Annotated in this window: 20 protein-coding genes; 6 read left to right on the top strand and 14 right to left on the bottom strand. The window is 73.3% G+C overall.

Features of this window, described 5'->3' with window-relative positions; translation table 11 throughout:
* Positions 1-7 precede the first annotated feature (7 nt).
* The 4 genes from ACGFZS_RS39815 to ACGFZS_RS39800 are packed head-to-tail and all read left to right on the top strand — an operon-like array spanning position 8 to position 3406.
* A complete protein-coding gene (locus tag ACGFZS_RS39815) occupies positions 8-1090 on the top strand; it encodes a GSCFA domain-containing protein (RefSeq protein WP_393799226.1) in 1083 nt (360 codons plus the stop codon).
* Positions 1029-1745 carry a hypothetical protein gene (locus tag ACGFZS_RS39810; protein WP_393799225.1) on the top strand — a complete coding sequence of 239 codons (717 nt, stop codon included), beginning with the start codon at positions 1029-1031 and terminating at the stop codon, positions 1743-1745. The genes ACGFZS_RS39815 and ACGFZS_RS39810 overlap by 62 nt, the downstream gene beginning before the upstream one ends.
* 31 nt (positions 1746-1776) lie before the next feature.
* The gene (locus ACGFZS_RS39805) at positions 1777-2655 is read left to right on the top strand and encodes a TauD/TfdA dioxygenase family protein (protein WP_393799224.1); all 879 of its coding nucleotides are present in this window, start codon (positions 1777-1779) and stop codon (positions 2653-2655) included.
* Positions 2656-2677: 22 nt separating this feature from the next.
* Positions 2678-3406, top strand: coding sequence for a hypothetical protein (locus ACGFZS_RS39800; RefSeq protein ID WP_393799223.1), 729 nt, complete (start codon positions 2678-2680; stop codon positions 3404-3406).
* A 26-nt stretch (positions 3407-3432) separates the two neighbouring features.
* Here the strand turns inward: ACGFZS_RS39800 and ACGFZS_RS39795 are convergent, their stop codons facing one another.
* The 10 genes from ACGFZS_RS39795 to ACGFZS_RS39750 all read right to left on the bottom strand — a co-directional run bounded on the left by ACGFZS_RS39795 (position 3433) and on the right by ACGFZS_RS39750 (position 16717).
* Positions 3433-5538, bottom strand: a complete 2106-nt coding sequence (locus tag ACGFZS_RS39795) for an exo-alpha-sialidase (protein WP_393799222.1) — start codon at positions 5536-5538, stop codon at positions 3433-3435.
* A gap of 64 nt (positions 5539-5602) precedes the next feature.
* Positions 5603-6595, bottom strand: coding sequence for a dihydrodipicolinate synthase family protein (locus ACGFZS_RS39790; protein WP_393799221.1), 993 nt, complete (start codon positions 6593-6595; stop codon positions 5603-5605).
* The gene (locus ACGFZS_RS39785) at positions 6595-8208 is read right to left on the bottom strand and encodes an FAD-dependent oxidoreductase (protein ID WP_393799220.1); all 1614 of its coding nucleotides are present in this window, start codon (positions 8206-8208) and stop codon (positions 6595-6597) included. The genes ACGFZS_RS39790 and ACGFZS_RS39785 overlap by 1 nt, the downstream gene beginning before the upstream one ends.
* Positions 8205-10322: an amylo-alpha-1,6-glucosidase gene (locus ACGFZS_RS39780; protein ID WP_393799219.1), complete on the bottom strand. Its 2118-nt coding sequence runs from the start codon at positions 10320-10322 to the stop codon at positions 8205-8207. Before ACGFZS_RS39780 ends, ACGFZS_RS39785 begins: the two co-directional genes overlap by 4 nt.
* On the bottom strand, positions 10319-11143 hold the full coding sequence (locus ACGFZS_RS39775; protein ID WP_393799218.1) for an ATP-binding cassette domain-containing protein: 825 nt from the start codon (positions 11141-11143) through the stop codon (positions 10319-10321). Before ACGFZS_RS39775 ends, ACGFZS_RS39780 begins: the two co-directional genes overlap by 4 nt.
* Positions 11140-12171: an ABC transporter ATP-binding protein gene (locus ACGFZS_RS39770; RefSeq protein WP_393799217.1), complete on the bottom strand. Its 1032-nt coding sequence runs from the start codon at positions 12169-12171 to the stop codon at positions 11140-11142. Before ACGFZS_RS39770 ends, ACGFZS_RS39775 begins: the two co-directional genes overlap by 4 nt.
* Entirely contained in the window at positions 12168-13709 is a 1542-nt protein-coding gene (locus tag ACGFZS_RS39765; RefSeq protein WP_393799216.1) for an ABC transporter substrate-binding protein, read from the bottom strand. Before ACGFZS_RS39765 ends, ACGFZS_RS39770 begins: the two co-directional genes overlap by 4 nt.
* A gap of 106 nt (positions 13710-13815) precedes the next feature.
* Positions 13816-14694, bottom strand: a complete 879-nt coding sequence (locus ACGFZS_RS39760) for an ABC transporter permease (protein WP_393799215.1) — start codon at positions 14692-14694, stop codon at positions 13816-13818.
* Positions 14694-15620 (bottom strand): ABC transporter permease, encoded by a 927-nt coding sequence (locus ACGFZS_RS39755; RefSeq protein WP_393799214.1) that lies wholly within the window; start codon positions 15618-15620, stop codon positions 14694-14696. Before ACGFZS_RS39755 ends, ACGFZS_RS39760 begins: the two co-directional genes overlap by 1 nt.
* Positions 15617-16717, bottom strand: a complete 1101-nt coding sequence (locus tag ACGFZS_RS39750) for a LacI family DNA-binding transcriptional regulator (protein ID WP_393799213.1) — start codon at positions 16715-16717, stop codon at positions 15617-15619. Before ACGFZS_RS39750 ends, ACGFZS_RS39755 begins: the two co-directional genes overlap by 4 nt.
* Before the next feature lie 195 nt (positions 16718-16912).
* Here ACGFZS_RS39750 and ACGFZS_RS39745 point away from each other — a divergent pair, with 195 nt between their 5' ends.
* Both ACGFZS_RS39745 and ACGFZS_RS39740 read left to right on the top strand, forming a co-directional pair.
* Entirely contained in the window at positions 16913-17776 is an 864-nt protein-coding gene (locus ACGFZS_RS39745) for a phytanoyl-CoA dioxygenase family protein (protein ID WP_393799212.1), read from the top strand.
* A 7-nt stretch (positions 17777-17783) separates the two neighbouring features.
* Entirely contained in the window at positions 17784-18662 is an 879-nt protein-coding gene (locus ACGFZS_RS39740; protein WP_393799211.1) for a helix-turn-helix domain-containing protein, read from the top strand.
* Here ACGFZS_RS39740 and ACGFZS_RS39735 read toward each other — a convergent pair.
* Genes ACGFZS_RS39735 through ACGFZS_RS39720 form a run of 4 tightly spaced genes read right to left on the bottom strand, consistent with a single transcriptional unit; the run spans position 18659 to position 21293 of the window.
* On the bottom strand, positions 18659-20074 hold the full coding sequence (locus tag ACGFZS_RS39735; RefSeq protein ID WP_393799210.1) for a hypothetical protein: 1416 nt from the start codon (positions 20072-20074) through the stop codon (positions 18659-18661). The genes ACGFZS_RS39740 and ACGFZS_RS39735 overlap by 4 nt on opposite strands.
* Positions 20075-20123: 49 nt before the next feature.
* A complete protein-coding gene (locus ACGFZS_RS39730) occupies positions 20124-20585 on the bottom strand; it encodes a hypothetical protein (protein WP_365695961.1) in 462 nt (153 codons plus the stop codon).
* A 1-nt stretch (position 20586) separates the two neighbouring features.
* On the bottom strand, positions 20587-20868 hold the full coding sequence (locus ACGFZS_RS39725; protein ID WP_393799209.1) for a hypothetical protein: 282 nt from the start codon (positions 20866-20868) through the stop codon (positions 20587-20589).
* Positions 20865-21293: a hypothetical protein gene (locus ACGFZS_RS39720; protein ID WP_393799208.1), complete on the bottom strand. Its 429-nt coding sequence runs from the start codon at positions 21291-21293 to the stop codon at positions 20865-20867. Before ACGFZS_RS39720 ends, ACGFZS_RS39725 begins: the two co-directional genes overlap by 4 nt.
* Positions 21294-21345: the final 52 nt, after the last annotated feature.

The raw sequence follows: 21345 nt of genomic DNA, 5'->3' as shown, positions 1-21345 counted from the left end.
ACCACCCGTGCAGCATCCGTACACCCGCCTGCCCGCGCGGTCGTTCTGGCGCACCGCGGTCGCCGAACCGGACCCGGCGGACATCGACGGCCTGTGGACGCCGAAGTTCGCGATCGGCCAGGACGATCCCGTCGTCACCGCCGGATCCTGCTTCGCCGCGCACATCGGCCGGGCCCTCCTGGCGGAGGGCATGCACTGGTACGACGCCGAACTCCCGCCACCGGGCCTGACGGCCGCCGAGCGGGCGGCGCGCGGCTACCGCCGTTTCTCCTTCCGAACCGGCAACGTCTACACGGCCGCCGCGCTGCGCCAGTGGGTCGCCTGGGCGCTGGAGGAGGAGAAACCGCCGGAGGAGGTGTGGGAGGAGGACGGGCGCTTCCACGACCCCTACCGGCCGGCCGTGGAACCGGACGGTCTCGGCTCGCCCGACGAGGTGCTGCGCGCCCGCGCGGTCACCCTGGACGCGATCCGTACCGCCCTCACCAGGGCCGACGTGCTGGTGTTCACCCTCGGCCTGACCGAGGCCTGGCACGACGTCCGCACCGGCACCGTGCTGCCGATGTGTCCCGGAACCGTGCGCGGCAGCTACGACCCCGGCCGGCACGTCCTGCACAACCACACCGTCGACCGGGTGCAGCGCGACCTCACGGATGTGCTCGCGATGGCCCGCGGGGTCAACTCCCGGCTGCGGACGGTCCTCACCGTCTCCCCGGTCCCGCTGACCGCGACCGCCACCGGCCGCCACGCGCTGGTCGCCACCACCCACTCCAAGTCGGTGCTGCGCGCGGCGGCCGGTCAGCTCGCCGACGCGTCGGACGAGGTCGACTACTTCCCGTCGTACGAGATCGTCACGGGCTTCCCGTACCGGGCGGCCTTCTACGCACCGAACCTGCGCACGGTCACCCCCGACGGAGTGGCCTTCGTGATGCGGCACTTCTTCCGTTCCCTGCGGCCCGCGCCCGCACCAGCCACCCCCGCCGCGGATGTCACCGGCACCACCGGCACCACCGGCAGAGAGGACCACTGGTGTGACGACGCCGTGCTCGACTACTACGGCCCCCGCCCCCGCCCGGTTCCTCCTGCTCGGTGACTCGCACGCCGGCTGCATGGGACGGGCCGCGCTCCAGGCGGATCTGCCCTTCGTGGGCGGGCCGGTCGGCTCGGGGCGGGACTTCCTGGGGCCGTTCCTCGACCTCGACGGCGCGGACGGCGGCGACGGCGACCTCGTCTTCCGGAACGCGGAGACCCGGCGGCTGGTCCGGGAGTTCCTGGACGCGCTCGGGGTGACCGGGTTCGCGGAGCTGGGGGTGCCGCTCGTGTGCACGTTCGGGCTGAGCGCCCACACGGTGGCGACCCGGCAGAACTGGGACATCCACCGCGACCGGCACGCCACCGTGCCCGAGGGGTTCCTGCGCAGCGGCCTGTTCGGGGACCTGGTCCGGGCAAGCGTCCGCGGCGCGCTCGCCTTCTACGAGCGGACGGCCGCGCTCGGGCTGCGGGTGCTGGCCCCGCTGCCGCCGCAGCGCGTCCCGGGCATGTCCGACCCGGCCGTCTTCTTCGCCGCCCAGGACGTCATCGGCGCCGAACTCGCCGCGCGCGGTGTGGAGATCGTCGACCTGCGCGCCCGGGTCACCGACGGCTCCGGACGGCAGCGGCCCGTCTTCTGCGAGGCCGACGACACGATCCACGGCAACCTCGCCTTCGGCCGCCTGGTGGTCGCCGAACTCCTCGACCGCGCCCTGTGACCCCGCAACCCCGATCCCAAGGAGGTCCCCCATGGAGGACTACGCGCTGCGCGCCGTCGAACGGCTCACCACCCGCCCCGTCGAGCCGTACGACACCTTCACGCTCGCCCCGATCACCCCGGTGCTGGGCGCCGAGATCACCGGCCTCGACCTCTCCCGGGAGCTGACACCCCAGCAGGAGAAGGAGCTCACGCACGCGTTCCACACCCACCATGTGCTGGTCTTCCGCGACCAGGACCTGACCCCCGAGGCGCACAAGCGGTTCGCGGGCGTCTTCGGCGCCCTGCACCCCGTCGCCCTCGCGGCCGAGGGTTCGGACCCGCACATCCTGGAGATCAAGGCGGGCAAGGACTCCAGGGCCGTCGCCGGCAACGGCTGGCACTCCGACGGCACCGCCGACGCCGAGCCCTCCCTCGGCTCCATGCTGTACATCACGACGATCCCCGAGGGCGGCAGCGGCGGCGACACCCTGTTCGCCAACATGCACCTCGCCCACGACCTGCTCTCCCCCGCCCTGCGCGGCTTCCTGGACGGTCTGACCGCCCTCCACGACGGCGCCAAGCCCTGGACGGACGCCGGGCTGACCCCGCCGCCCGAGTACGACGTGCCGCGCACCGAACAGCCGGTCGTCGTCCGCCATCCGGAGAACGGCCGCAAGCTGCTGTTCGTCAACGCCCCCTACACCTCGCACATCACCCAGCTGGCGCGCGCCGAGAGCGACGCCCTGCTGGGGATGCTCTACGCGCACATCGCCCGTACCCCGCTGCTGCACTGCCGGGTCCGCTGGCAGGAACGCACGCTGGTGTTCTGGGACAACCGCAGCGTGCAGCACCACGCGGTGTGGGACTACTTCCCGCACACCAGGGAGGGCCGCCGCGTGGCCATCGACGGTTCGGCTCTGCACGCCTGACCCGGCCGGAGGGAGAGCGCACATGGCCACGTCCACGGCCGCCCCGGCGGCCTTCCTCGCCGCGCTGCGGTCCCCGGCCGCCGAGCCGCCCGCGGCCGGCTTGCCCGGCTGGCTGTGGCGGCTCGCCACCGCCGTCCACGGGGAACTGCCGCCGCCCTACGCGGACGCCTGGGCGACCCGGCTGCACGGCCTGCTCGGCGTCCCGGCCGGGCTGCGGGCCGTGCACCTCTGGCAGGCGGACACCGTGCTGCCGCTGCTCGCGCGGACATCGGACCAACCCGTACCCACGCCCGCGCCCACTCCCGCGCTCGCGGAGCTGCACCGCGCGGCGGCCCGGGGCGCGCCGGCCGACCGGGCCGCCTGGCGGTCGGCCCTGGGCCCGTCGCTGCTGCGGCTGTACGAGGCCGCCTACGACCGTGCCTCCGCCTATGCCGAGGGGCACGCGGGCGCCCGTGACTACGCGCTGGCCAACGGGTACGCCGAAGCCGAGGCGGACGCCTACGGCCACGAGTACGCGCGGCTCAGCAGCGAGGCGAACGCCCGCGCCTTCGCCGAGGCGCACGCCGAAGCCGTCGGCGCGGCGCTCGCGGCGGCCTACGCGGCCGACGACGCGCGGGCCTACGCCGACACGTTCCCGGAAGCGCAGCTGAGGGCGGTGTTACGCGCCACGGCGGCCGAGGGCGAGGACCGCCGGACCCGGCTGCTCCTGGCCGACGGTCTCCTCACGGCGCTCGCGGCTCCCCGACCGTGACTCCGGCGGCCCGGGCCGGCCGGGTCTCAGGTCCGCGGGCCCAGCAGCCGGATCGCGTCGGCGGCCACTGGTGCGTCGGCGTCGTTGGTCAGCTCGACCGAGGTGCCGAGACCGGCCGGCAGGCTGAACTCGCCGAGCGAGACCCAGGTTCCGCCGCGCGGGTCGGCGGCTCCGGCGGCCCGCTGGTCGACGCGTACGGTCGTGGTGGTGTCCGGCTGGACGACGGTGTACGGGGCGTTGCTCGCGCGGCTCGCGGCCGGGGGGTAGGACGCCTGGATCTCGTACACGCCGTCCTGGGGTACGACCGGCCGCCAGCGCACCTTCCGCTGGCCCGAACCGGCGGGCGCCGTGCGGTAGTTGCCCGACCAGTAGCCGGGGTCCGCCGTCGCCGTCGGCCAGCTGCCGCTGACGATCTCGAAGCCCAGCCGGTCGTTGTCCACGACCACCTCGGCGCGTACGTCGGCGGAGCCGGGCGCCTCGACCAGGCTGAGCGAGTCGAGGCCGAGGCGGGTGCCGCCGCCCCGGCCGGTCCCGGTCACCGCGCACCGCAGGGTGTGCCGGCCGGCGCGCAGCCGGGTGGTGCCGAGGCGGGCCAGGTCGAAGCCGTCCGCCGACTGCGCGGTGGCGTCGATCGCGTAGGCGGGCAGTCCGGAGCGGTCCACGGTGACGGTGGCCAGGGCGCCGTCCGCGGTGCGGTGGTAGCGCAGGAGCAGTTCGTACTCCCCGGTGTGCGGCGCCCGGAAGGTGAACTCCACCGCGTCACCGACCTGTTCGGGGGTGAAGTCGAGGCGTTCGGCACGGCGCGCCAGCGGATCGCCGACGGTCTGCACGGCACCGCCGGTGACCTCGGGGTCCGCGTCGGCGAGGGCGACGACGGTCTCCCGGTAGTGGGGGCCACGGCGCAGGCTGTCCCGGCCGCCGGTCAGCCAGTCCAGGGAGAAACGGCAGACGTTGACCCGCAGCGGGACGCCGGCCATGTCGCCGTCGCAGCCGTAGAGCAGCACGATGGTGCCGTCGGAGAGCCGGGCGAGATCCGAGTAGAAGGAGCGGTTCTCGTTGACGACCCGCTGGTAGCGGTAGGAGTAGCCGTCGTCGTAGCTGACCGCCACCGTCATGTTGCGCCGGACGGGTGAGTCGGGGCGGCTGAACAGCACCCGCCCGGTGTCGTGGCCGCCGGGGCCGCCGCTGTAGCGCAGCAGTCCGGCGTCGACCGCGTTGAACGAGCCGGTGGCGCCGTCGAACGCCGGCTGCGACCAGGTCAGGCCGTCGTCCGTACTGACGGAGACGATGCGCTGGCCCTCACCGCCCGCCGCGGCGCGGCCGTTGACGAACACGCTGCCGTCGGCGCGCTGCACCAGCCGTGCCTCGTTGATGGGGTAGGCGACCTGCACGGGGACTTCGCCGGTGGCCTGCCAGGTGGCGCCGTGGTCGTCGCTGTAGATCGGCGCGACGCCGTAGAACCGCTGGGCCACGGTGTTGCCGACGATCACCCTGCGGTGCGCGCAGTTGAGCAGCAGCCGGCCGGATCTCAGCTGGATGCCGTGGCCCGGACCCGGGCCGTGCAGCGCCCAGTTGTAGGGAAAGCCGTCGAACAGGCCCGCCAGGTTGCGGACTTCGCTCCAGGTCCGGCCGCTGTCCCGGCTGGAGATCACATAGAGGTCGCCCGAGTCGCCCGAGCAGGAGGTGTTCTCGGGCAGCCGGAGCGAGAGCATGTAGAAGAGGAAGACCTCCCGCGTGTGGCGGTCCACGACCAGCGCCGGGTTGCCCCAGGACTCGCCGTCGACGGAGGTGACCAGGGTGCGGCTCTCCTCCCAGCTCCGGCCGCCGTCGGTGCTGCGGCGCAGCAGCAGGTCGCGCGGTCCGGCGTCGCACACCTCGTGGCGGCCCTCGGTGACGGCCAGGACGGTGTCGTCGGGCAGTACGGCGAGCGCGTGCACGTGGTAGCTGACCAGCGGGCCCTCTCCGGAGTCCCAGAGCGTCTGCTCCTCGAAGGAGGTGCCGTGCCGGCCGGCGGCCTGGGCCGGCGATCCGAGGGCCACGGAGCCCAACGCGGCGGTCGCCGAGGCGCCGACGACTCCGAGGGTGAAGGATCTGCGGTTCATGGCGGTGCGGTGCGGTCCGCTGTCGGACATGGTGGGCCACCCCTTCCGGGCGGTACGGAGGTGAGGGAACCGGCGCGGGACGTCACGCGCGGGATCAGGCTCGTACGAGATGCGCGTCGAGCGGAGCGAGCAGGTCCAGCAGTGCCTTGCGCTCCCCGTCGGAGCACGGCGTGAAGGGCGGCGCGACATGGGGCGGGCACAGCCCTCGTGCGGCGAGGACGGCCTTCACCGCGGGCACCCCGGGTCGTACGGTGTGCAGCGCCAGCACCGCGTCGAGCACCCGTTGTGCGCGCCGCGCGTCCTCGTCGCGGCCCTCGCGGTGGGCACGGAACAGCTCGACGGCCGCCCCGGGGGCCAGGTTGGCCACCCCGAGCACCACACCGTCGGCGCCGAGCCGGAGCGCGTCCAGCGCCTGCCGCTCCGCGCCCTGGCTCACGCCGAAGTCCTCGCGCCGGCGGGCCGCCGCAAGGGCGTGGCCGAACAGGGCGAGGTCGCCCGAGCTGTCCTTGATGCCCACCAGGTGGGCGAGGCCGGTCAGTACGTCGAGCAGGGCGGGGGTGAGCGGGTTGCCGTAGCGGGGGGCGTGGTAGGCGACGACGGGGATGCCGAGGCCGGCCAGGGCGGTGTAGTGGGCGACGATCTCGTCGTGCCGGTGGTGGAAGTAGATCGGCGGGCTGAGCACCAGCGCGTCCGGCGCGGCGGGCCGGACGGCCTCCGCCCGCTCCAGCGCCTCGGCGGTGCCGGGCGCGGTGATGTTGATCAACACCGGTCCGTTGTCCGTCAGTTCACGCCAGTCGGCGGCCACCTCGGTGGCGAAGTCGGTGAGTTGTGCGGTGGGGAGCAGGGGGCCTTCGCCGTTGCTGCCGAAGAGCATGAGGCCGCGGGTGCCGGCCGCGGCGAGCGCGCCGAGCAGAGGGACGGCGGCTGTGGACGAGGGGCGGCCCGGGTGGTCCATGGGGGTGACCAACGGGGCGATTACTCCGGAAAGCAATGCGCGTCCGTCGATCTGTCTTCGTTCGGGTGCTGCGCCGTCGTGGCTGGTCGCGCAGTTCCCCGCGCCCCTGCGGGGCGCTGTTCTGCCGTCCATCAGTAGCCCCTGATCTCGGGCCAGGCCAGTTCGACTCCGGCGCGGGTGAGTTCGTGCTGGAAGCGGTGCAGCCGGTCCTCGTCCTCGTAGACCTGCCCGGGTTCCAGACGGTGGTCCAGGCAGTGCGCGGCCAGTGATCCGGCTGCCTCGCCGATGTTCCACTCGACGGGGTGCAGGCGGTAGCAGCCGTTGGTGATGTGGGTGGTGCCGATGTTCTTGCACACGGGCAGCAGGTTGCGCACACGGACGGGGAGCAGGGCGCCCAGGGGGATCCGGAAGGGGCTGCTGGCGACGTCGATGTAGGTGTCGCCGCCGGTGGAGGGGTGGAGGTCGATGCGGTACATGCCGATGCCGACGGAGTCCGGGTACGGCATCGCGCCGTGTTCGCCGCGGACGGCGAGGGACAGGTCCTGTTCGACGATCCGGCGGCGGGCGACGATCCGGCGTGACTCACGGATGTACGGGGCCTTGGCCAGCCCGTCGGCCGTGCCGAGGACATCGCCGCGCAGTCGCAGTCCGGGCCAGCCGGTGCCGCCGTCGGGACGGGGGGCCTCGGTCTGCAGCCAGTAGAGCATGCTCATGCTGAGCTCGCGGGCGCCCGCCAGATGCCGGTCCCGTTCCTTGTCGTCGACCCCGATGAGCGGTCCGGGCAGATAGTCGATCATGGGCCAGTTGACGATGGTCACATCGCTCGCGGCGAAACCCGGCCGGTACAGCTTCCGGGAGACCACCCGGCGGAACTCCCACAACTCCTTGTCGCCCGCGTCCCTGCTCTGGTCGGCGACGACCGGTCCGGAGTCCGTGTTGGGGGTGAAGCCGCGCGGTACGGTCTCCAGCGTCCTCGGGTCGGGCGCGCTCAGGCTCAGCAGCCGGTTCGGCCACTGCGGGGGGTGGTAGGCGGCCCAGGTGTCGTAACCGGCCGGCCGGTCGACGGTGTGGTCCTCCCCGGGCACATGGTCGACGGCGAACACCCAGGAGAACGCCTGTATGTTGGAGGGCTGGGCCTCCTCGGGCGCGCTCGGCTCGCCGGTGTCCCGCCGGGACTCGAAGCCCGTCACGTGCTCGGTGCCGGTCAGCGGCAGCAGGTCGCCGAGTTCCGTGGCGTCCATGACGTACGGTGCCGATACTTCGACCCGCGTGCCGTCGGGGCCCTCGACGACCACGGACCGTACCCGGTCGCCGTCCACGGAAGCGGCCACCGGACGGTGCCGGTACAGGATCCGCAGCCGGCCGGCGGCCACGTAGGGCGCGACCATGGCCTCCAGGACGGCGGCGCCCACCCTCGGCTCGTGGCAGAGCGCGCTCACCCGTCCCTCGCCCGGGTTGAGGTACGGGCGTCGGCGGGCCTCGTCGGTGAGCGGGTACCAGGTCCGGTAGTGCGCGCGGATCGCCTCGCGCAGGGCGCGGTAGGTGCGGGTGGCGCCGAACTGCTCGATCCAGGCGTGCTCGTCGGGCGGTACGCCCTGGCTGGTGAGCTGACCGCCGATCCAGTCGGTCTCCTCGGTGAGCAGGACCGACCGGCCCCGGTCGAGGGCGGCCAGCGCCGCGGCCACACCGCCCAGGCCCCCGCCGACGACAAGGATGTCAGCGGCCGCCGCCGTAGCTGCGCTCATGTGCCGCTCCCCTCCGGGCCGATCGTGAATTCCCTGGTCCCGCCGGGTACCTCCATCGGCACGGGCGGGCCCCCGTCCGGCGGGGTGACGAGCAGGTCGCCGTCGCCCTCGGCGATCCCGGTGACCCGGTCGCCGGTGCGCCGGTAGCCCCGTACGACGACACCGGGCGCCATGTCCAGCAGGACCCGTCCGTCGAGGTGGACGGTGAGCCGGTCGGCCGCCCGGACGTCGAGGCGGCCCTCGCCGAGCGGCAGGTTGCACAGTTCGGCCGGTTCACCCGGGTGGGCGAACCGCCAGCCGTCGGGGCGTGCGTCGGCGAGTTCACCGAAGGCGAGATAGGCCAGCAGACCGCCCCAGGCCATCAGCCCGTCCGAACGTTTCTGAAAGCTCGTCAAGTTCTCTCCCTCGACGGCCGGATAGTTCTCCCGCACATGGCCGTGCACCCGCCACTCGTCGAGAAACAGCCGCAGCAGGGCGTCCACCACCGGTCGGCTCAGCTCGGTCAGCCCGTACCGCCGCAGCCCGTGTACGGCGAGATAGGCCATCGGTGCCCAGATCCGGCCGCGCCAGTAAGTCGCCTCGAAGCCCGGGTCGTCGCGGGCCACGCTCGGCAAGGGGCGGACACCGCCCAGTACTTCGGGCCGCAGCAGTTCGGTGGCCATGGCCGCCGCGCGGTCGGCGTCCGGCAGGCCGCCGAGCAGCGCGTAGAGCATCGTCGGCGAGACGTGCGGATCGTGCGTGCCCGTGGAGGTGAGGTTGCGGTAGCCGTTGCGGTCGCCGTCCCAGAGCAGCCGGTCGGCGACCGCCTTCGCCGTCGCGGCCTCGGCGCGCAGCCGGTCGGCCGTCGCCCGCTCGCCCAGGAGGGTGGCGATCTCGGCCAGGGCCTCGGCGTCGGCGATGTGCAGCGCGTTGAGGCCGACGTCGGCGAGGTCCATGGTGTGGGTCACCGGGTCGTACCGGGCCTCGTCGTACATCGGGGAGTCGTCCAGGCCCGACTCCCGTTTGGCGCGGTCCAGGGTCGCCGACGCGGGGTCGCCGTCGACGGGGTCGGAACCCCAGGCGAGCAGCCCGTGCGGGCCGCGGCGGGCCCGGGGCCACCAGTCGTGCCAGGCCAGCAGCGCCGGGAAGGTGGCGTCGAGCAGTGCCCGGTCGCGGGTCTCGGACGACAGACCGCTCGCCAGGTAGGCCTGATACACCGTCAGTGCGCCTACCGGCGGCTGCGAACGGTCGTCGGTGCGGCCCCGCTCGTCCGAGATCCGGTTCGGGATCATGCCGGCCGCGTCCGCGTACGGCAGGATCTGGCCGAAGATGCCGCGCGCGTAGTCCCGGTCGACCGCCGAAGCGGCGAGACCGGTGAAGAAGGTGTCCCAGGCGTGCAGGGCCCAGGTGCCGTAGAAGCCCTTGCGCTCGGCGCAGACGAAGTCCCTGGAGGTCGGGGTGAGGACCCGGCCGAGGTCCGGGGCGTAGATGGTGTTCCAGGTGACGGCCCTGGTCAGGGCGTCGGCGGCGGCGCCGAGCCAGCCGCCGGAGCGGAGCCGGGTGCGGTCGGTGGCGGCGCGGCGGGCCGCGAGTACGGCGGGGGTCCCGTCCACCGTGCCGGGTGTGCCGGCCGGTGCGACGCGCAGGTACACGGTGCCGGGTCCGTCGTAGACCAGGACCGTCGGGCTCGCCACCCGGCGGGCGGGCGAGGAGGCGGTGACCGTCCAGCGGATCCCGCCCGCGAGGGCGGTCCCGACCGGGTCCTCCGGTCCCGCCACTCCCTCTGCTCCCTCCGCTCCCTCCACGGAGAGCACGATCCGGCCCGTGCTCTCGGCGCGGACGTGCAGGATGTCGCCGGGTCCGCCCGCGAAGGCCAGCCGCAGCCGGTGGCCGGCCGCGCGGACCGTCACCTCGGCGTAGCCGCCGTCCACGGTGTGCGGGCCGAGCCGTTCGAGTCCGTCGCGCCAGGTGAACCCGTCGAGTACCGGGCCTTCGGGGCCGAGGACGCCGAACCGTACCCGGGGTCCGGACGGCAGCCGGCTCATGCCGGTGTGGGTGCGGACGTCCCAGGTGTTCCAGCCGGTCGGCGCCGGAGTCACGGCGGTGCGCGGCTCTCCCGTCCCGTGCTCGTTCATACGACCGCCTTGCCGTCGGCGGCGCCGTCGCCCGGCACCGCGTCGTCCAGGTCCAGGGCCGCGTCGAGCAGCGCCTGCGTGTACGGGTGTCGCGGGGCGGTGAGCACCTCGCCGGTCCGGCCCTCCTCGACGATCGCGCCCCGGCGCATCACCGCCACCCGGTCGGCGATCTGGTGCACCACGCCCAGGTCGTGCGAGATGAACAGCATCGCGAGCCGGTGCCGGGCGCGCAGGTCGGCGAGGAGCCGCAGGATCTGGGCCTGGACCGACACGTCGAGCGCCGACACCGCCTCGTCGCAGACCAGCAGCCGGGGCCGTACCGCCAGCGCTCGGGCGATGCTGACCCGCTGGCACTGGCCGCCCGACAGGTCCCCGGCGCGCCGCGCGGCCACCTCGGGGTCGAGCCCCATGTCGGCGAGGAGCCGGTGCAGTGCCTCGGTGCGGTCGCCCTCGGGCGCGGTGACGGGGTGGGTGCGCCAGACCTCGCCGATGACCGAGGCGACCGTCATCCGCGGGTTCAGCGAGGAGCGCGGGTCCTGGAACACCATCTGCACCGCGCGCTGCAGTTCGGGCGGCCGGTGTCCCGCGCGGCCGAGCGGGCGGCCCTCGAAGGTGACGGTCCCGGCACCCGGCCGCAGGAGTCCGGCCACGCACCGGGCGACGGTCGTCTTGCCGGAGCCGGACTCGCCGACAAGACCGAGTGTCTCCTCGGGTGCCACCGACAGGCTCACCCCGTCCACGGCAACCTGGCCGCTCCGCCGTCCTCCGTAACGGACCCGCAGGTCACGCACGTCGAGGAGGGCGCTGTCGCTCGTGCTCACGACCGCGACACCTCCTCGGCGAAGTGGCAGGCGCTCCAGCGGCCCGGCACCACCTCCCGCACCTGTGGCCGCTCGGCACGGCAGCGGGCGCGGGCCAGCGGGCAGCGCGGGTGGAAGGCGCAGCCCGCCGGCCGGTTCGCCGGGGTCGCCGGGGCCCCGGGCAGCGGGTCGGCGAGGGCGGTCCGGGTCCGGACGGCGGGCACGCTGCGCACCAGGGCGGCGGTGTACGGATGGGCGGGCCGCCGCAGGACGTCACGGGCGGGCCCGTGCTCGCAGACCCGTCCCGCGTACATCACCACGACCTGTTCGCCGACGTGCGACACGACCCGCAGGTCATGGCTGACCAGCAGCATCGCCAGGCCGTCGGCCGCCTGGATGTCGGCGAGGAGCCGCAGGATCCGGGACTGCACGGTGACGTCGAGCGCCGTGGTGGGCTCGTCGGCGAGGAGCAGCGCGGGGTTTCCGGCCAGCGCCATCGCGATCACGGCGCGCTGGCGCAGGCCTCCGGAGAGCTCGTGCGGGTAGGCCCGCGTCCGCCGTTCCGGCTCCGGTACGCCGACCCGGTCGAGGAGTTCGACGACCCGGCGGTTCACCTCGGCCCGCGGCAGCCGGTCGCGGCGCGGTATCTCGCCGACCTGACGGCCGATGCGCTGGGTCGGGTTGAGGGCGGCGAGCGGGTCCTGGAAGATCATCGCGATCTCCCGGCCGCGTACCGCGCGGCGCCGTGCCGGGTCGGCGGCGAGCAGGTCCTCGCCGCGCCACAGCAGCCGGCCGGCCAGCGTGGCGCCCTCGGGCGGCAGGCCCAGGATCGCCTGGGCGGTCATGGACTTCCCGCTGCCGGACTCGCCGATCAGCCCCACGGTAGTGGCGCGAGGCACGTCGAAGGAGACGCCGTCAAGGACCCGGGTGCGGGTGCCGCGCGGACCGGGGAGTTCCACCACCAGGTCCTCGATCCGCAGGACCGGCCCGTCCGTCGCGGCCACCGCCTTCCCGGCGCCGTGTTCGCGTGCGGTTCCGGCGGGGGTCACGAGCCGCCGGTCCGTACACCGGCGAAGTCCGGCAGTCCGCTGGCGTCCGGGACGAAGCCCTTCAGGTCGCTGTTCCAGGCGTAGGCGATGCTCACGGACATCGGGTACATGCCGACCGCGTCCTGCCAGATGATCTTGCTGGCCTGGCCGTAGAGGTCGGTGCGCTTCGCCTTGTCGGCCGTCGCGCCGGCCGCCGCCAGCAGGCCGTCCAGCGTCTTGTTGCAGTAGCCCATGCGCTTGGCCGCGCAGGTGTAGAGACGGCCGAGGTTGCTGGCCGCGTCGTAGCTGGGGGTGGCCAGCTGCTGGAAGTTGATGTCCCACTTGAGGGCGAGCAGGTCCTCCGTGAAGACGGCCTGCTCCTTCTCCAGCGGGTCCACCTGTACGCCGACCTTCTGCAGGTCGGAGACGACGGCCTCGATGAAGGGCTTGAACTCGTCGTTGGCGAACTGGAGCCGGAGCTTCTTGGAGAAGTCGAATCCGGCGGCGGTGAGGGCCGCCTTGGCGGCCGCCGGGTCGTAGGCGACGGCGGGCTGGGTCACGTGGCCGAGGACGACGCCGGTCACGGGCGCGTCGGCGGCCTTGCCGGTGTCCGGATAGAGCTTGTCGATGATGGTCTTGAAGTCGACGGCCTGCCAGATGGCCCGGCGGACCTTCGCGTCCTTGAGGGCGGGGATCGAGGAGTTGAACCACATGGTGAACTCGGCGCTGCTCGGCACGGTCCGCACGGTGAGGTCCTTCTGGCCCTTCAGCGAGGCGAGTTGGTCGTCGGGGATGCCCCAGACGACGTCCACCTCGCCGGTGCGCAGCGCGGTCATGCGGGCCGCGAGTTCGGGGATGTTCCGGATGGTGACCTTGCCGAGGGTGGGCTTCGTGCCCCGGTACTTCTTGTTGGGCACCAGGACCAGCGACCCGCTCGGGGTGAACGCGTTCACGGTGAACGGGCCGGAGCCGACGGGGTGGTTGAAGAAGGCGGTGTCGTCCTTGCCGATGCCCGACGGGAGGACGTAGAAGGTGCCGAGCTTGCCGGGGACGGACGCGTCGGGCGCCGGGCTGTGCAGGACCACCTCGGTGGCGGAGACCTTGGTCATCGTGTCGCCCGGGAAGTTGCCCGCGTTGGGGCCGTTCAGGCCGATCATCCGCTGGAAGGAGGCGACCACGTCGTCGGCGTCGAGGGCGGAGCCGTCGGAGAAGGTGACGCCGGAGCGCAGCGTGAACGTCCAGGCGGTGACGTCCTTGTTGGGCTTCCAGGACGCGGCGAGGTCACCTTCGAGGGTGCCGTCCGCGGCGGGTTTCACCAGTCTGCTGAAGATCTCCTGGGCGGCCAACTGGGTTCCCGTGGAGGCGCCTTGGGCTCCGTGCGGGTCCAGGCTCTCGATCGGATAGGTGCCGGCGACCGTCACGTCTCCCGAGGCGGAACCGCCCCCGTTGTCGTCGCCGCCGGTGGTGGTCGAGCAGGCGGCGAGGAGCGCCGCGCCCGCCGTGGCGGTGGCGGCGAGCCGGATCAGCCGGCTCCGCCCGTGCTCACGTGTCCTGGTCATGATGGTGCTCCTCTCGATCGAGGGTCGGTCGGAGTCAGCCGGTGCGTTCGAAGTCGGTCGGGGATCCGGAGTGAGTCAGTGGGTGAGGCGCCGTACCTGATGTGGTTCAGCCGGGGCGGCCACGCCCGTAGCGGGCGGTGAGCTGGTCGCCGAGGATGCCCACGTTGACGATCAGGAGGGACAGGGCGATGCCCGGCAGGGTGGAGATCCACCACTGCGTTTCGAGGTACTCCTTGCCGTTGGCGATGGTCTGCCCCCACGACACGGTCGACGGAGGCAGCCCGATGCCGAGGAAGCTGAGCCCCGCCTCCGCCAGCACCACCAGCGCGAATTCGAGCGTGGCGAGGGCGACGATCGGGCCCGCCGTGAACGGGAGCACGTGCCGGACGAGGACGGTCCGGCCGGGCACGCCCAGCACCCGGGCGGCGTCGACCCACGGCCGCTCCCTGAGCGACAGCGCGATGCCCCGGGTGACCCGGGCGAAGCCGATCCAGCCGGTCGCCGAGAGCGCGATCACGACCAGCAGCACACTGCGCGAGAACGCGCCCGCGATCACGATCGCCAGCAGGATCGCGGGGAAGGCCAGCAGGACGTCGAAGATCCGGGCCAGTACGGCGTCGGCGACGCCCCGGAAGTAGCCGGCGACGGCACCGAGGAGAACCCCGACGGCGCAGGACAGCGCCACCGTGGAGACGCCGATGAGGACCGCCGTCCGGGCCCCGTAGACGATCTGGGCGAACAGGTCGCGGCCGAGTCCGTCGGTGCCGAGCCAGGCCGTGCCCCCGGTGGACACCTTGGCGCCGGGGGCGAGCAGCCGGTCGTCCAGGGAGGTGTGCACGGGGTCGTAGTGGACCAGCAGCGGCCCGACGAGGGCCACCAGCAGGTAGCAGCCCACGACCACGGCCGGGAGACGGGACAGGAGCGAGCGCGGTGCCCGCCGCGGAGCCGTCATCGGTTTCTCGACGGCGACGGTGAGGTCGGCCATCAGACGGCTCCCGTCCGGATCCGCGGATCCAGCTGCGCGATGAGCAGATCGGCCACCAGGTTGAGTACGACGACGATCCCGGCGATCAGCAGCGTGGCGCCCTGGACGACCGTGTAGTCGCGGTTGGCCACCGCCTCCACCACCAGCGATCCGAGGCCGGGCCAGGCGAACACGTTCTCCACGATCACGGCGCCGCCGACCAGCGCCCCGACCTGGACGCCCACCACGGTCACCACCGGGATCAGCGAGTTGCGCAGGGCGTGCCCGAACAGCACCTGACGCTCGGTCAGCCCCTTGGAGCGCGCGGTCTGGATGTAGCTCTCGCCCATCGTCTCGGCGACGCTGGTCCGGGTCAGCCGGGCGATGATCGCGACGAACGGGAAGGAGAGGGTGATGGCGGGCAGCACCAGGTGCTGGGGGGTGCCGACCCCGGAACTGGGCAGCAGCCGCAGGGTCAGGGCGAAGACCAGCACCAGCATGATGCCGATCCAGAACGTCGGGAACGACTGGAGGGCGATCGTGCAGGCCGAGACCACCCGGTCCACCAGGCTGCCCGGCCGCGCCCCGGCCAGCATGCCGAGGGTCAGTCCCACGACCACCGCGATCACGGTAGCCGTCACCGTGAGGTCGATCGTGGCGGGCAGCCGGTCGAGGACCGCGCCCATCGCGGACCTGCCGAGCCAGTGCGACTGGCCGAAGTCGAGCCGGCAGACGTCGCCGAGGTAGCTGAGGTACTGCGCGCCGAGCGGCCGGTCGAGGCCGAGCGAGGAGCGCAGCTGGTCGATCTGGCTCCGGGTGGCGTCCGGGCCGAGCAGCACCGTCGCGGGGTCGCCGGGCGCGGCCCGGACGATGAGGAAGATCAGGGAGGCGGCGCCCCACATCACGAAGACCCCGATGAGCAGCCGGTGCACGATCATCCGGATCATGTCCGCGTCCTCCCGCCCCCGGTGGGCACCGGACCGATCGAGTCACCCGGGACGAAGGCGCAGGGCACCGTCAGCCGGCGCGGTTCGGGGCTCTCCTGGTCGAGCAGTTCGACCAGCACCCGTACGGCCTCCCCCGCCATCCGGGCGCGGGGCAGCGAGAACCGCGTCCAGTTCCGCGACTCCGGCGTCCAGGACGGCGGATCGCCGAGCAGGGCCAGCGAGCAGTCCTCCGGGAACCGGACCCGCCGGGTACCGGCCATCGTCGCCAGCGCCTCGGTGAGCCGGTTGTCCTCGGTCGGCTCCACGAGCAGCGCGGTGATCCCCAGTTCGCCGATCCACCCGGCCAGCCGATCGGCCGTCAGCTCCGCCGGATCGGTCAGGCTCCGGATCAGCGCCTCGTCCGCGACCAGGCCGGCCTCGGCCAGCCCCCGCCGGTAGCCCTCCTCACGGTCCCTGGTCGGCTCGCTGTCCTCCAGGGCGCGCAGGTAGAGGATGCGTTGATGGCCGAGGCGCGCCAGCTCCGCAACGAGCGCCGCGGTCGCCGAGACGTAGTCGGCCGCCACGTAGGAGAGTTCGCCGTCGTCCACCTCGCGGCGTCCGACGAACACGATGGGGAAGTCCTCCCGGACCAGTGCCGACAGCTCCTCGCGGCGCACGTTCCGGCCGAGCAGGACACAACCGTCCGCGATCTTCAGCCGGTTGGTCCCGCCGACGTAGATCGACCGCTCGGCCCCCGGCGCCCCGGACGCGGCCCCGCCGGAGCAGAACAGCAGCAGGTCGTAGCCCTGCCGCGCGGTCTCCTCCTCCACGCCCAGCAGGAACGGGTAGTAGAAGTCCCGCTGGTCGGTCGGGAACACCGACTCGAAGGTGTAGAGCCCGAGCAGCCGGTTCCGGCCGCCCTTCAGGCTGCGCGCGGCGACATTGGCCGCGTAGCCCAGCTCCTCGGCCGCCGCCAGCACGGCCTGCCGGGTCGGTTCCGCGATCTGGTCACTCGCCGCACCGCCGCTGATCACCAGCGACACCGTCGCCTGGGAGACGCCGGCGCGCCGGGCGATGTCCCGTTGGGTGGAGCGTCTACGCCGTTCGGGAGGGGCCATGAGCGCTCCCTAATACGTATTAAGCAGTGCCGAATGACGCTACTCGGACCTGGAGAAACGCGTCAAGACACGTGAACGGCCTTTGTCCGCCTTGTTTCTGACAGATGATCGGATCTTGGGGAGTGACCGGATTCGCCATCCGGGTGCCCGCCCGAGCCATGGCACGCGGACGCGGTGTCCGGGAACATCGGGACCATGGCCGAGAACACCGCCGACGACGACCTCGCCTCCCGCTTCGGCCGGGACGGCTACGCCGTGCTGCCCGACGCCCTGGCCCCGGACGAGGTGGCGGAGTTGCGTGCGGAGACCGTGCGGATCTGCCGGGGCGAGCGGGGCTGCGTCGAGGGCGCGCCGGAGCCGGTCGCGGGAGAGAGCGACGACGACGTCGTACGGCGGTTCCTGTGCGTGCACTATCCGCACAAGCTGTCGGCGCTCATGCTCGGCACCATGCGCCATCCCGCGGTCGTCGGGCCGCTGACGGAGGTGATCGGCCCGGACGTCAAGTCGATGCAGTCCATGCTGTTCGTCAAGTCCGAGGGCAGGCCGGGCCAGGCCTGGCACCAGGACGAGATGTTCATCCCCACCCGGGACCGGTCGCTGACCGCCGCCTGGCTCGCCCTGGACGACGCCACCGTCGACAACGGCTGCCTCTGGGTCCTGCCGGGCTCGCACCGCCCCGGCGTCATCTACCCCAACCGGCAGCACGACGACGCCCGTTACGACTGCACGGTCGAGTCCTACGCCTTCCCCTACGACGAGACCGACGCCGTGCCCGTCGAGATCGCCGCCGGATCGGTGCTGCTCTTCAACGGCTACCTGCTGCACAAGTCGTTGCCCAACTCCGGTCGGCGCGGCTTCCGTCGGGCGCTGGTCAACCACTACATGAGCGCCGCGTCCCTGCTCCCCTGGGCCCCGCCCGAGGCCGAAGTGCCCATGGCCCAGACCGACTTCCGGGACATCGTGCTGGTCGCGGGCCGGGACCCGTACGCCTACAAGGGCACCATCGACATCCGTACGCCCCGGGTGCGGCGCGACCGGTCCGGGGGCTGCGACCGGTGAGACGGCCGTGACGGAGCGCGTCCCGCCGCCGACCCCCGCGCTGCTGTCCCGGCTCGGCCCCGCCGTCGCCGACTACCCGCCCGGTTCGGTCTTCGGCCCCAGGGACGCCGGATCGTACGAATTCGTCTGGCTGCTGCGGGGCAGTGCCCGCTGGGTCTGCGGTGACCAGAGCGTGCCGCTGAAGCCCGGCGAACTGCTGCTGGTGCGCCCCGGGATGCGCGACACCTTCCATTGGGACACCCACCGGCCCACCCGGCACGCCTACACGCACTTCCGGCTCCGCCCGGCCCCCGCCGACACCGCCTGGCCGCTCGTCCGGGACCTCACCGGCCGGGACGACCCGATGGCCGCGCTCTGCCGGCACCTCCTGACGCTCGGCGCGACCCGCCCGCCGGCCTGGGAGCGGCACGCCGAGGAGACCCTGCGGCTGCTGCTCTTCACCTTCGTGCACGGCACCGGCCCGGGAACCGGCGCCCAGGCGCTCCCGGAGCCGCTGCTCGCCATGATGGCCGCGGTCCGCTCCCGCTGGTCGGACGGCGTCGCCCGCCCGCTCGCCCTGGAGCGGCTGGCGGAGGCGGCCGGAGTCTCCCCCAGCACCCTGTCCCGCCTCTGCCGCCGGCACCTCGGCGTCAGCCCCGTGGCGGGCCTCGAACTGCTCCGCCTCGCGCGGGCCGAACCGCTGCTCTGGCTGAGCAACCTCTCGCTGCGCGCCATAGCCCTGCAGTGCGGCTTCGCCGACGCCTACCACTTCTCCCGCCGTTTCCGCGCCGTCTACGGCATGTCCCCGAGCGCCTTCCGCGGGGTCCCGCCCGAGTCGGCCCCGCCGTCCCCGGTCAGCGGCGGCGCGCTGTCCGCACTCCAGGCCCTGGTGCCGCTCTCGTCCTAGTACTGCTCGGGGCGATGCCCCGCCCGGTGATCGGCGGGTGTCGGACCCAGGTCCGACAGCACGTCCATCACGGCCCCCGCCACGCGGGCGGTCCGGTGCCTGCGGAGGTCCAGGACGGGGGCGGGGTTCGAAACGGCGTGGGAGGCCAGCAGGTTCATCAGGGGCCAGAGGGCGTCGGAGCGTCGCGGCAGGGGGATCCGACGGCCGTCGGGGGTGATGACCGTGGCGGTGGTGACGCCCGCGAGGAGGCTGGTGCGGTTCCAGTCGACGTCGTAGGCGCGGCCGTCCGGGCTGACGCTGAGCACCACGTCCCTGGTGTGGTGCAGGACCGCCAGGTAGTCCAGCGGCACGGTGAGGCGCCGGGCCGCGTCGAACGGGCGGGTGCCGTCCGCCGGCCGGATGCGCAGCACCGTGTCCAGCACCGGCCCGTGGTCCTGGAAGGTCGTCCGGCCGCGCATCTCCAGGAACCGGGCCCGCACCAGATGCCCGCCACGACGCGACCACCCCCGGCCCACATGACCGAACCCGCCCTCCTTGCCCGGGAGTTCGTCCACGAGCAGCCGGGCCTCCTCGCCCGGCTCGGACACCGGTGCGCGCTCCTCGGGGCGGGCACGGTCGCGGTCGGCCAGCTCGGCGTAGCGGGCCGCCGTCGGCGCGTCCAGGCGTCGGAGGTCGATCGTGTCCCCCACCATCCTGACGCCTCCGACCTCCCGCGAGATCCGCATCTGTGCCAGCTGGCGGCCGGTCCGCCGGGTCACGTCGGCCGTCCGGCCTTCGAGGTCGATCACCCGGCAGGTTCTCGTGCCCGCCAGCAGGGCGCTGCGCGGCCAGAGCACGTCGACCCGCTCGGGGGCCCCGGTATCGGCCGGGTCGACGAGGACGGCCAGGCGGCCCGCCGTGACCGCCGACAGGCACAGGGACGGCACCCGCCACTCGCCCGTCACCTCGGACCGGACGTCCTGCGCCGTGTGCACCCGCAGCCTCATCCTGACCACCGGCGTGAACTCGTCCGGGGCGTAGTCGCCGTAGTGCGTCGTGAACGTCGCCTCCCCGTCGGGGCTGTACCGCGCGAGCGAGGCCTCCAGGACGTCCGCCCGCACCAGGTGGGCACCCGCAGGGCCCGGCGCGGAACTCGGCGCCCACATCACGAAGGTGTCGTCCCCGTAGGAGCCGTACGCGCCGTCCCGCACCCGGTCCCGGCGGGTGATCCGGGGGAACATCTGCCGCGTGGCGGCGGAGGCCACGACCGGGATCAGGGCGGTGACGGCCGCGCCGCCCGCGCCCACCGCGAGGCCCCAGGGCTCGCCGTCGCGCCAGACGGTCCACCCCACGGCGAGGAAGATCGGTCCCACCGAACAGCAGAGCGCGGCGAACAGGAACTGGCCGACGAACACACCGGTACGGCTGCGCATCGTCTCTCCTCACTGGTGGCGGGTCGGGGTGCGGGGTGGGGTGGTTTCGTCAGAGGTCCACGCGGAACAGGCCGCCGGACGGGTCGACGACCGCCGTGAGCCGCAGGCCCACGCGCAGGGCGTCATGGGAGGAGCGCCGCCAGGTCACCTCGAAGGTCCGGAACCCGGGCCCGCTGACCCGCAGCCCGACCGCGAGGCCGGCGTCGTCGGCGTCCTCCCAGGGGGTCAGGTCGGTGACCTCCGCGGTCGCCGGGAGCCCGGCGGCGTCGAGCCGCCGGTTGTGCTCCCGCTCGACGCTGGTGTGCGCCCAAAGTCCAAGCCCCAGGGGAAGGAAGACCACCGTGAAGACGATGCCCATGACCGTCAGGTCCGCTCCGGCGAGGAGGACCGCGCCCAGCATCACCGGCCCGCACAGGCACATCAGCAGGGCGTCGCAGTACAGGTTGGCGGCGCCCCACGGGCCGATCCGCTGCACTCGCGTCCACCGGATCCCCTCCCCGTCGTCGGCCATGTCAGTGCCGCGCGGGCTCGGGCGGCTGGCTCCGCGCCAGCTGCTCCGCCAGCGCCCGCAGACCGGGGAGCAGAGCGGCGTCGTACGGGACGGAATGGCGTCTGCCGTGCCGGGTGACGATCTGCGCGAGGCGCCTGCGGCCGGTGCCGAACTCCAGCCGCGGTCGTTCCCAGACGTGGTAGCGGGCGTCGTCGACGTAGCCGAACACCTCCAGCACCCGGCCGTCGAAGGCGAGCAGGACGTGGTCGTTGGCCGGTGCCTCGACGAGCGGTGCCGAGGTCACGGGGTCACACCGTCCCCGGCGTAGAGGTAGCCGCCCGGCCGGGAGGGGTCGGCGATCAGGAGGACCTGGTCGCCGGGGCGCGGGATGCGCAGCTTGGAGACGACGGTGCGGAGTGTGACCGGTTCGGCCGTCGCCGCGGAGGTCCGCAGGACCAGGTCGACCACCGGGTCGTGGTTGACGAGCTGTCCGGTGTCGGCGAGCGACACGACGACGGCGGGTACGGTCGGCGCCCCCGCGGCCAGCAACTGCTGTACCTCCTGGACCGACTTGTACGCGCCGATCGACTCCTGGACCCTGGCGAAGTCCTCCTGGCCGAGGAAGGCGCGCGTGGCACGGCCGTAGAAGCCCTTGCCGCTCGCCACCTTGTCGGCGATCTCGGCGGCCCGCTCCTCGCGGTTCCCGCCACGCTTCCCGAAGATTCCCATGTCCGCTTCTCCTTGTGGTGAGCCGGTGTTGCAGGTGGTGCGTGGTGCCCGG

The sequence above is a fragment of the Streptomyces sp. NPDC048288 genome, assembly GCF_043201555.1.
In the GTDB taxonomy this organism is placed as follows: Bacteria; Actinomycetota; Actinomycetes; order Streptomycetales; family Streptomycetaceae; genus Streptomyces.
The sequence above is the reverse complement of the archived record's forward strand: the minus strand, read 5'-3'. Positions and strand labels throughout refer to the sequence as shown.

Bases quoted from the DNA above. Each gene is read 5' to 3' on its own strand.
- ACGFZS_RS39805 (WP_393799224.1), top strand. From the start codon at position 1,777: ATGGAGGACTACGCGCTGCGCGCCGTCGAACGGCTCACCACCCGCCCC.
- ACGFZS_RS39800 (WP_393799223.1), top strand. From the start codon at position 2,678: ATGGCCACGTCCACGGCCGCCCCGGCGGCCTTCCTCGCCGCGCTGCGG.
- ACGFZS_RS39795 (WP_393799222.1), bottom strand. From the start codon at position 5,538: ATGTCCGACAGCGGACCGCACCGCACCGCCATGAACCGCAGATCCTTC.
- ACGFZS_RS39790 (WP_393799221.1), bottom strand. From the start codon at position 6,595: ATGGACGGCAGAACAGCGCCCCGCAGGGGCGCGGGGAACTGCGCGACC.
- ACGFZS_RS39785 (WP_393799220.1), bottom strand. From the start codon at position 8,208: ATGAGCGCAGCTACGGCGGCGGCCGCTGACATCCTTGTCGTCGGCGGG.
- ACGFZS_RS39780 (WP_393799219.1), bottom strand. From the start codon at position 10,322: ATGAACGAGCACGGGACGGGAGAGCCGCGCACCGCCGTGACTCCGGCG.
- ACGFZS_RS39765 (WP_393799216.1), bottom strand. From the start codon at position 13,709: ATGACCAGGACACGTGAGCACGGGCGGAGCCGGCTGATCCGGCTCGCC.
- ACGFZS_RS39760 (WP_393799215.1), bottom strand. From the start codon at position 14,694: ATGGCCGACCTCACCGTCGCCGTCGAGAAACCGATGACGGCTCCGCGG.
- ACGFZS_RS39755 (WP_393799214.1), bottom strand. From the start codon at position 15,620: ATGATCCGGATGATCGTGCACCGGCTGCTCATCGGGGTCTTCGTGATG.
- ACGFZS_RS39750 (WP_393799213.1), bottom strand. From the start codon at position 16,717: ATGGCCCCTCCCGAACGGCGTAGACGCTCCACCCAACGGGACATCGCC.
- ACGFZS_RS39745 (WP_393799212.1), top strand. From the start codon at position 16,913: ATGGCCGAGAACACCGCCGACGACGACCTCGCCTCCCGCTTCGGCCGG.
- ACGFZS_RS39735 (WP_393799210.1), bottom strand. From the start codon at position 20,074: ATGCGCAGCCGTACCGGTGTGTTCGTCGGCCAGTTCCTGTTCGCCGCG.
- ACGFZS_RS39730 (WP_365695961.1), bottom strand. From the start codon at position 20,585: ATGGCCGACGACGGGGAGGGGATCCGGTGGACGCGAGTGCAGCGGATC.
- ACGFZS_RS39720 (WP_393799208.1), bottom strand. From the start codon at position 21,293: ATGGGAATCTTCGGGAAGCGTGGCGGGAACCGCGAGGAGCGGGCCGCC.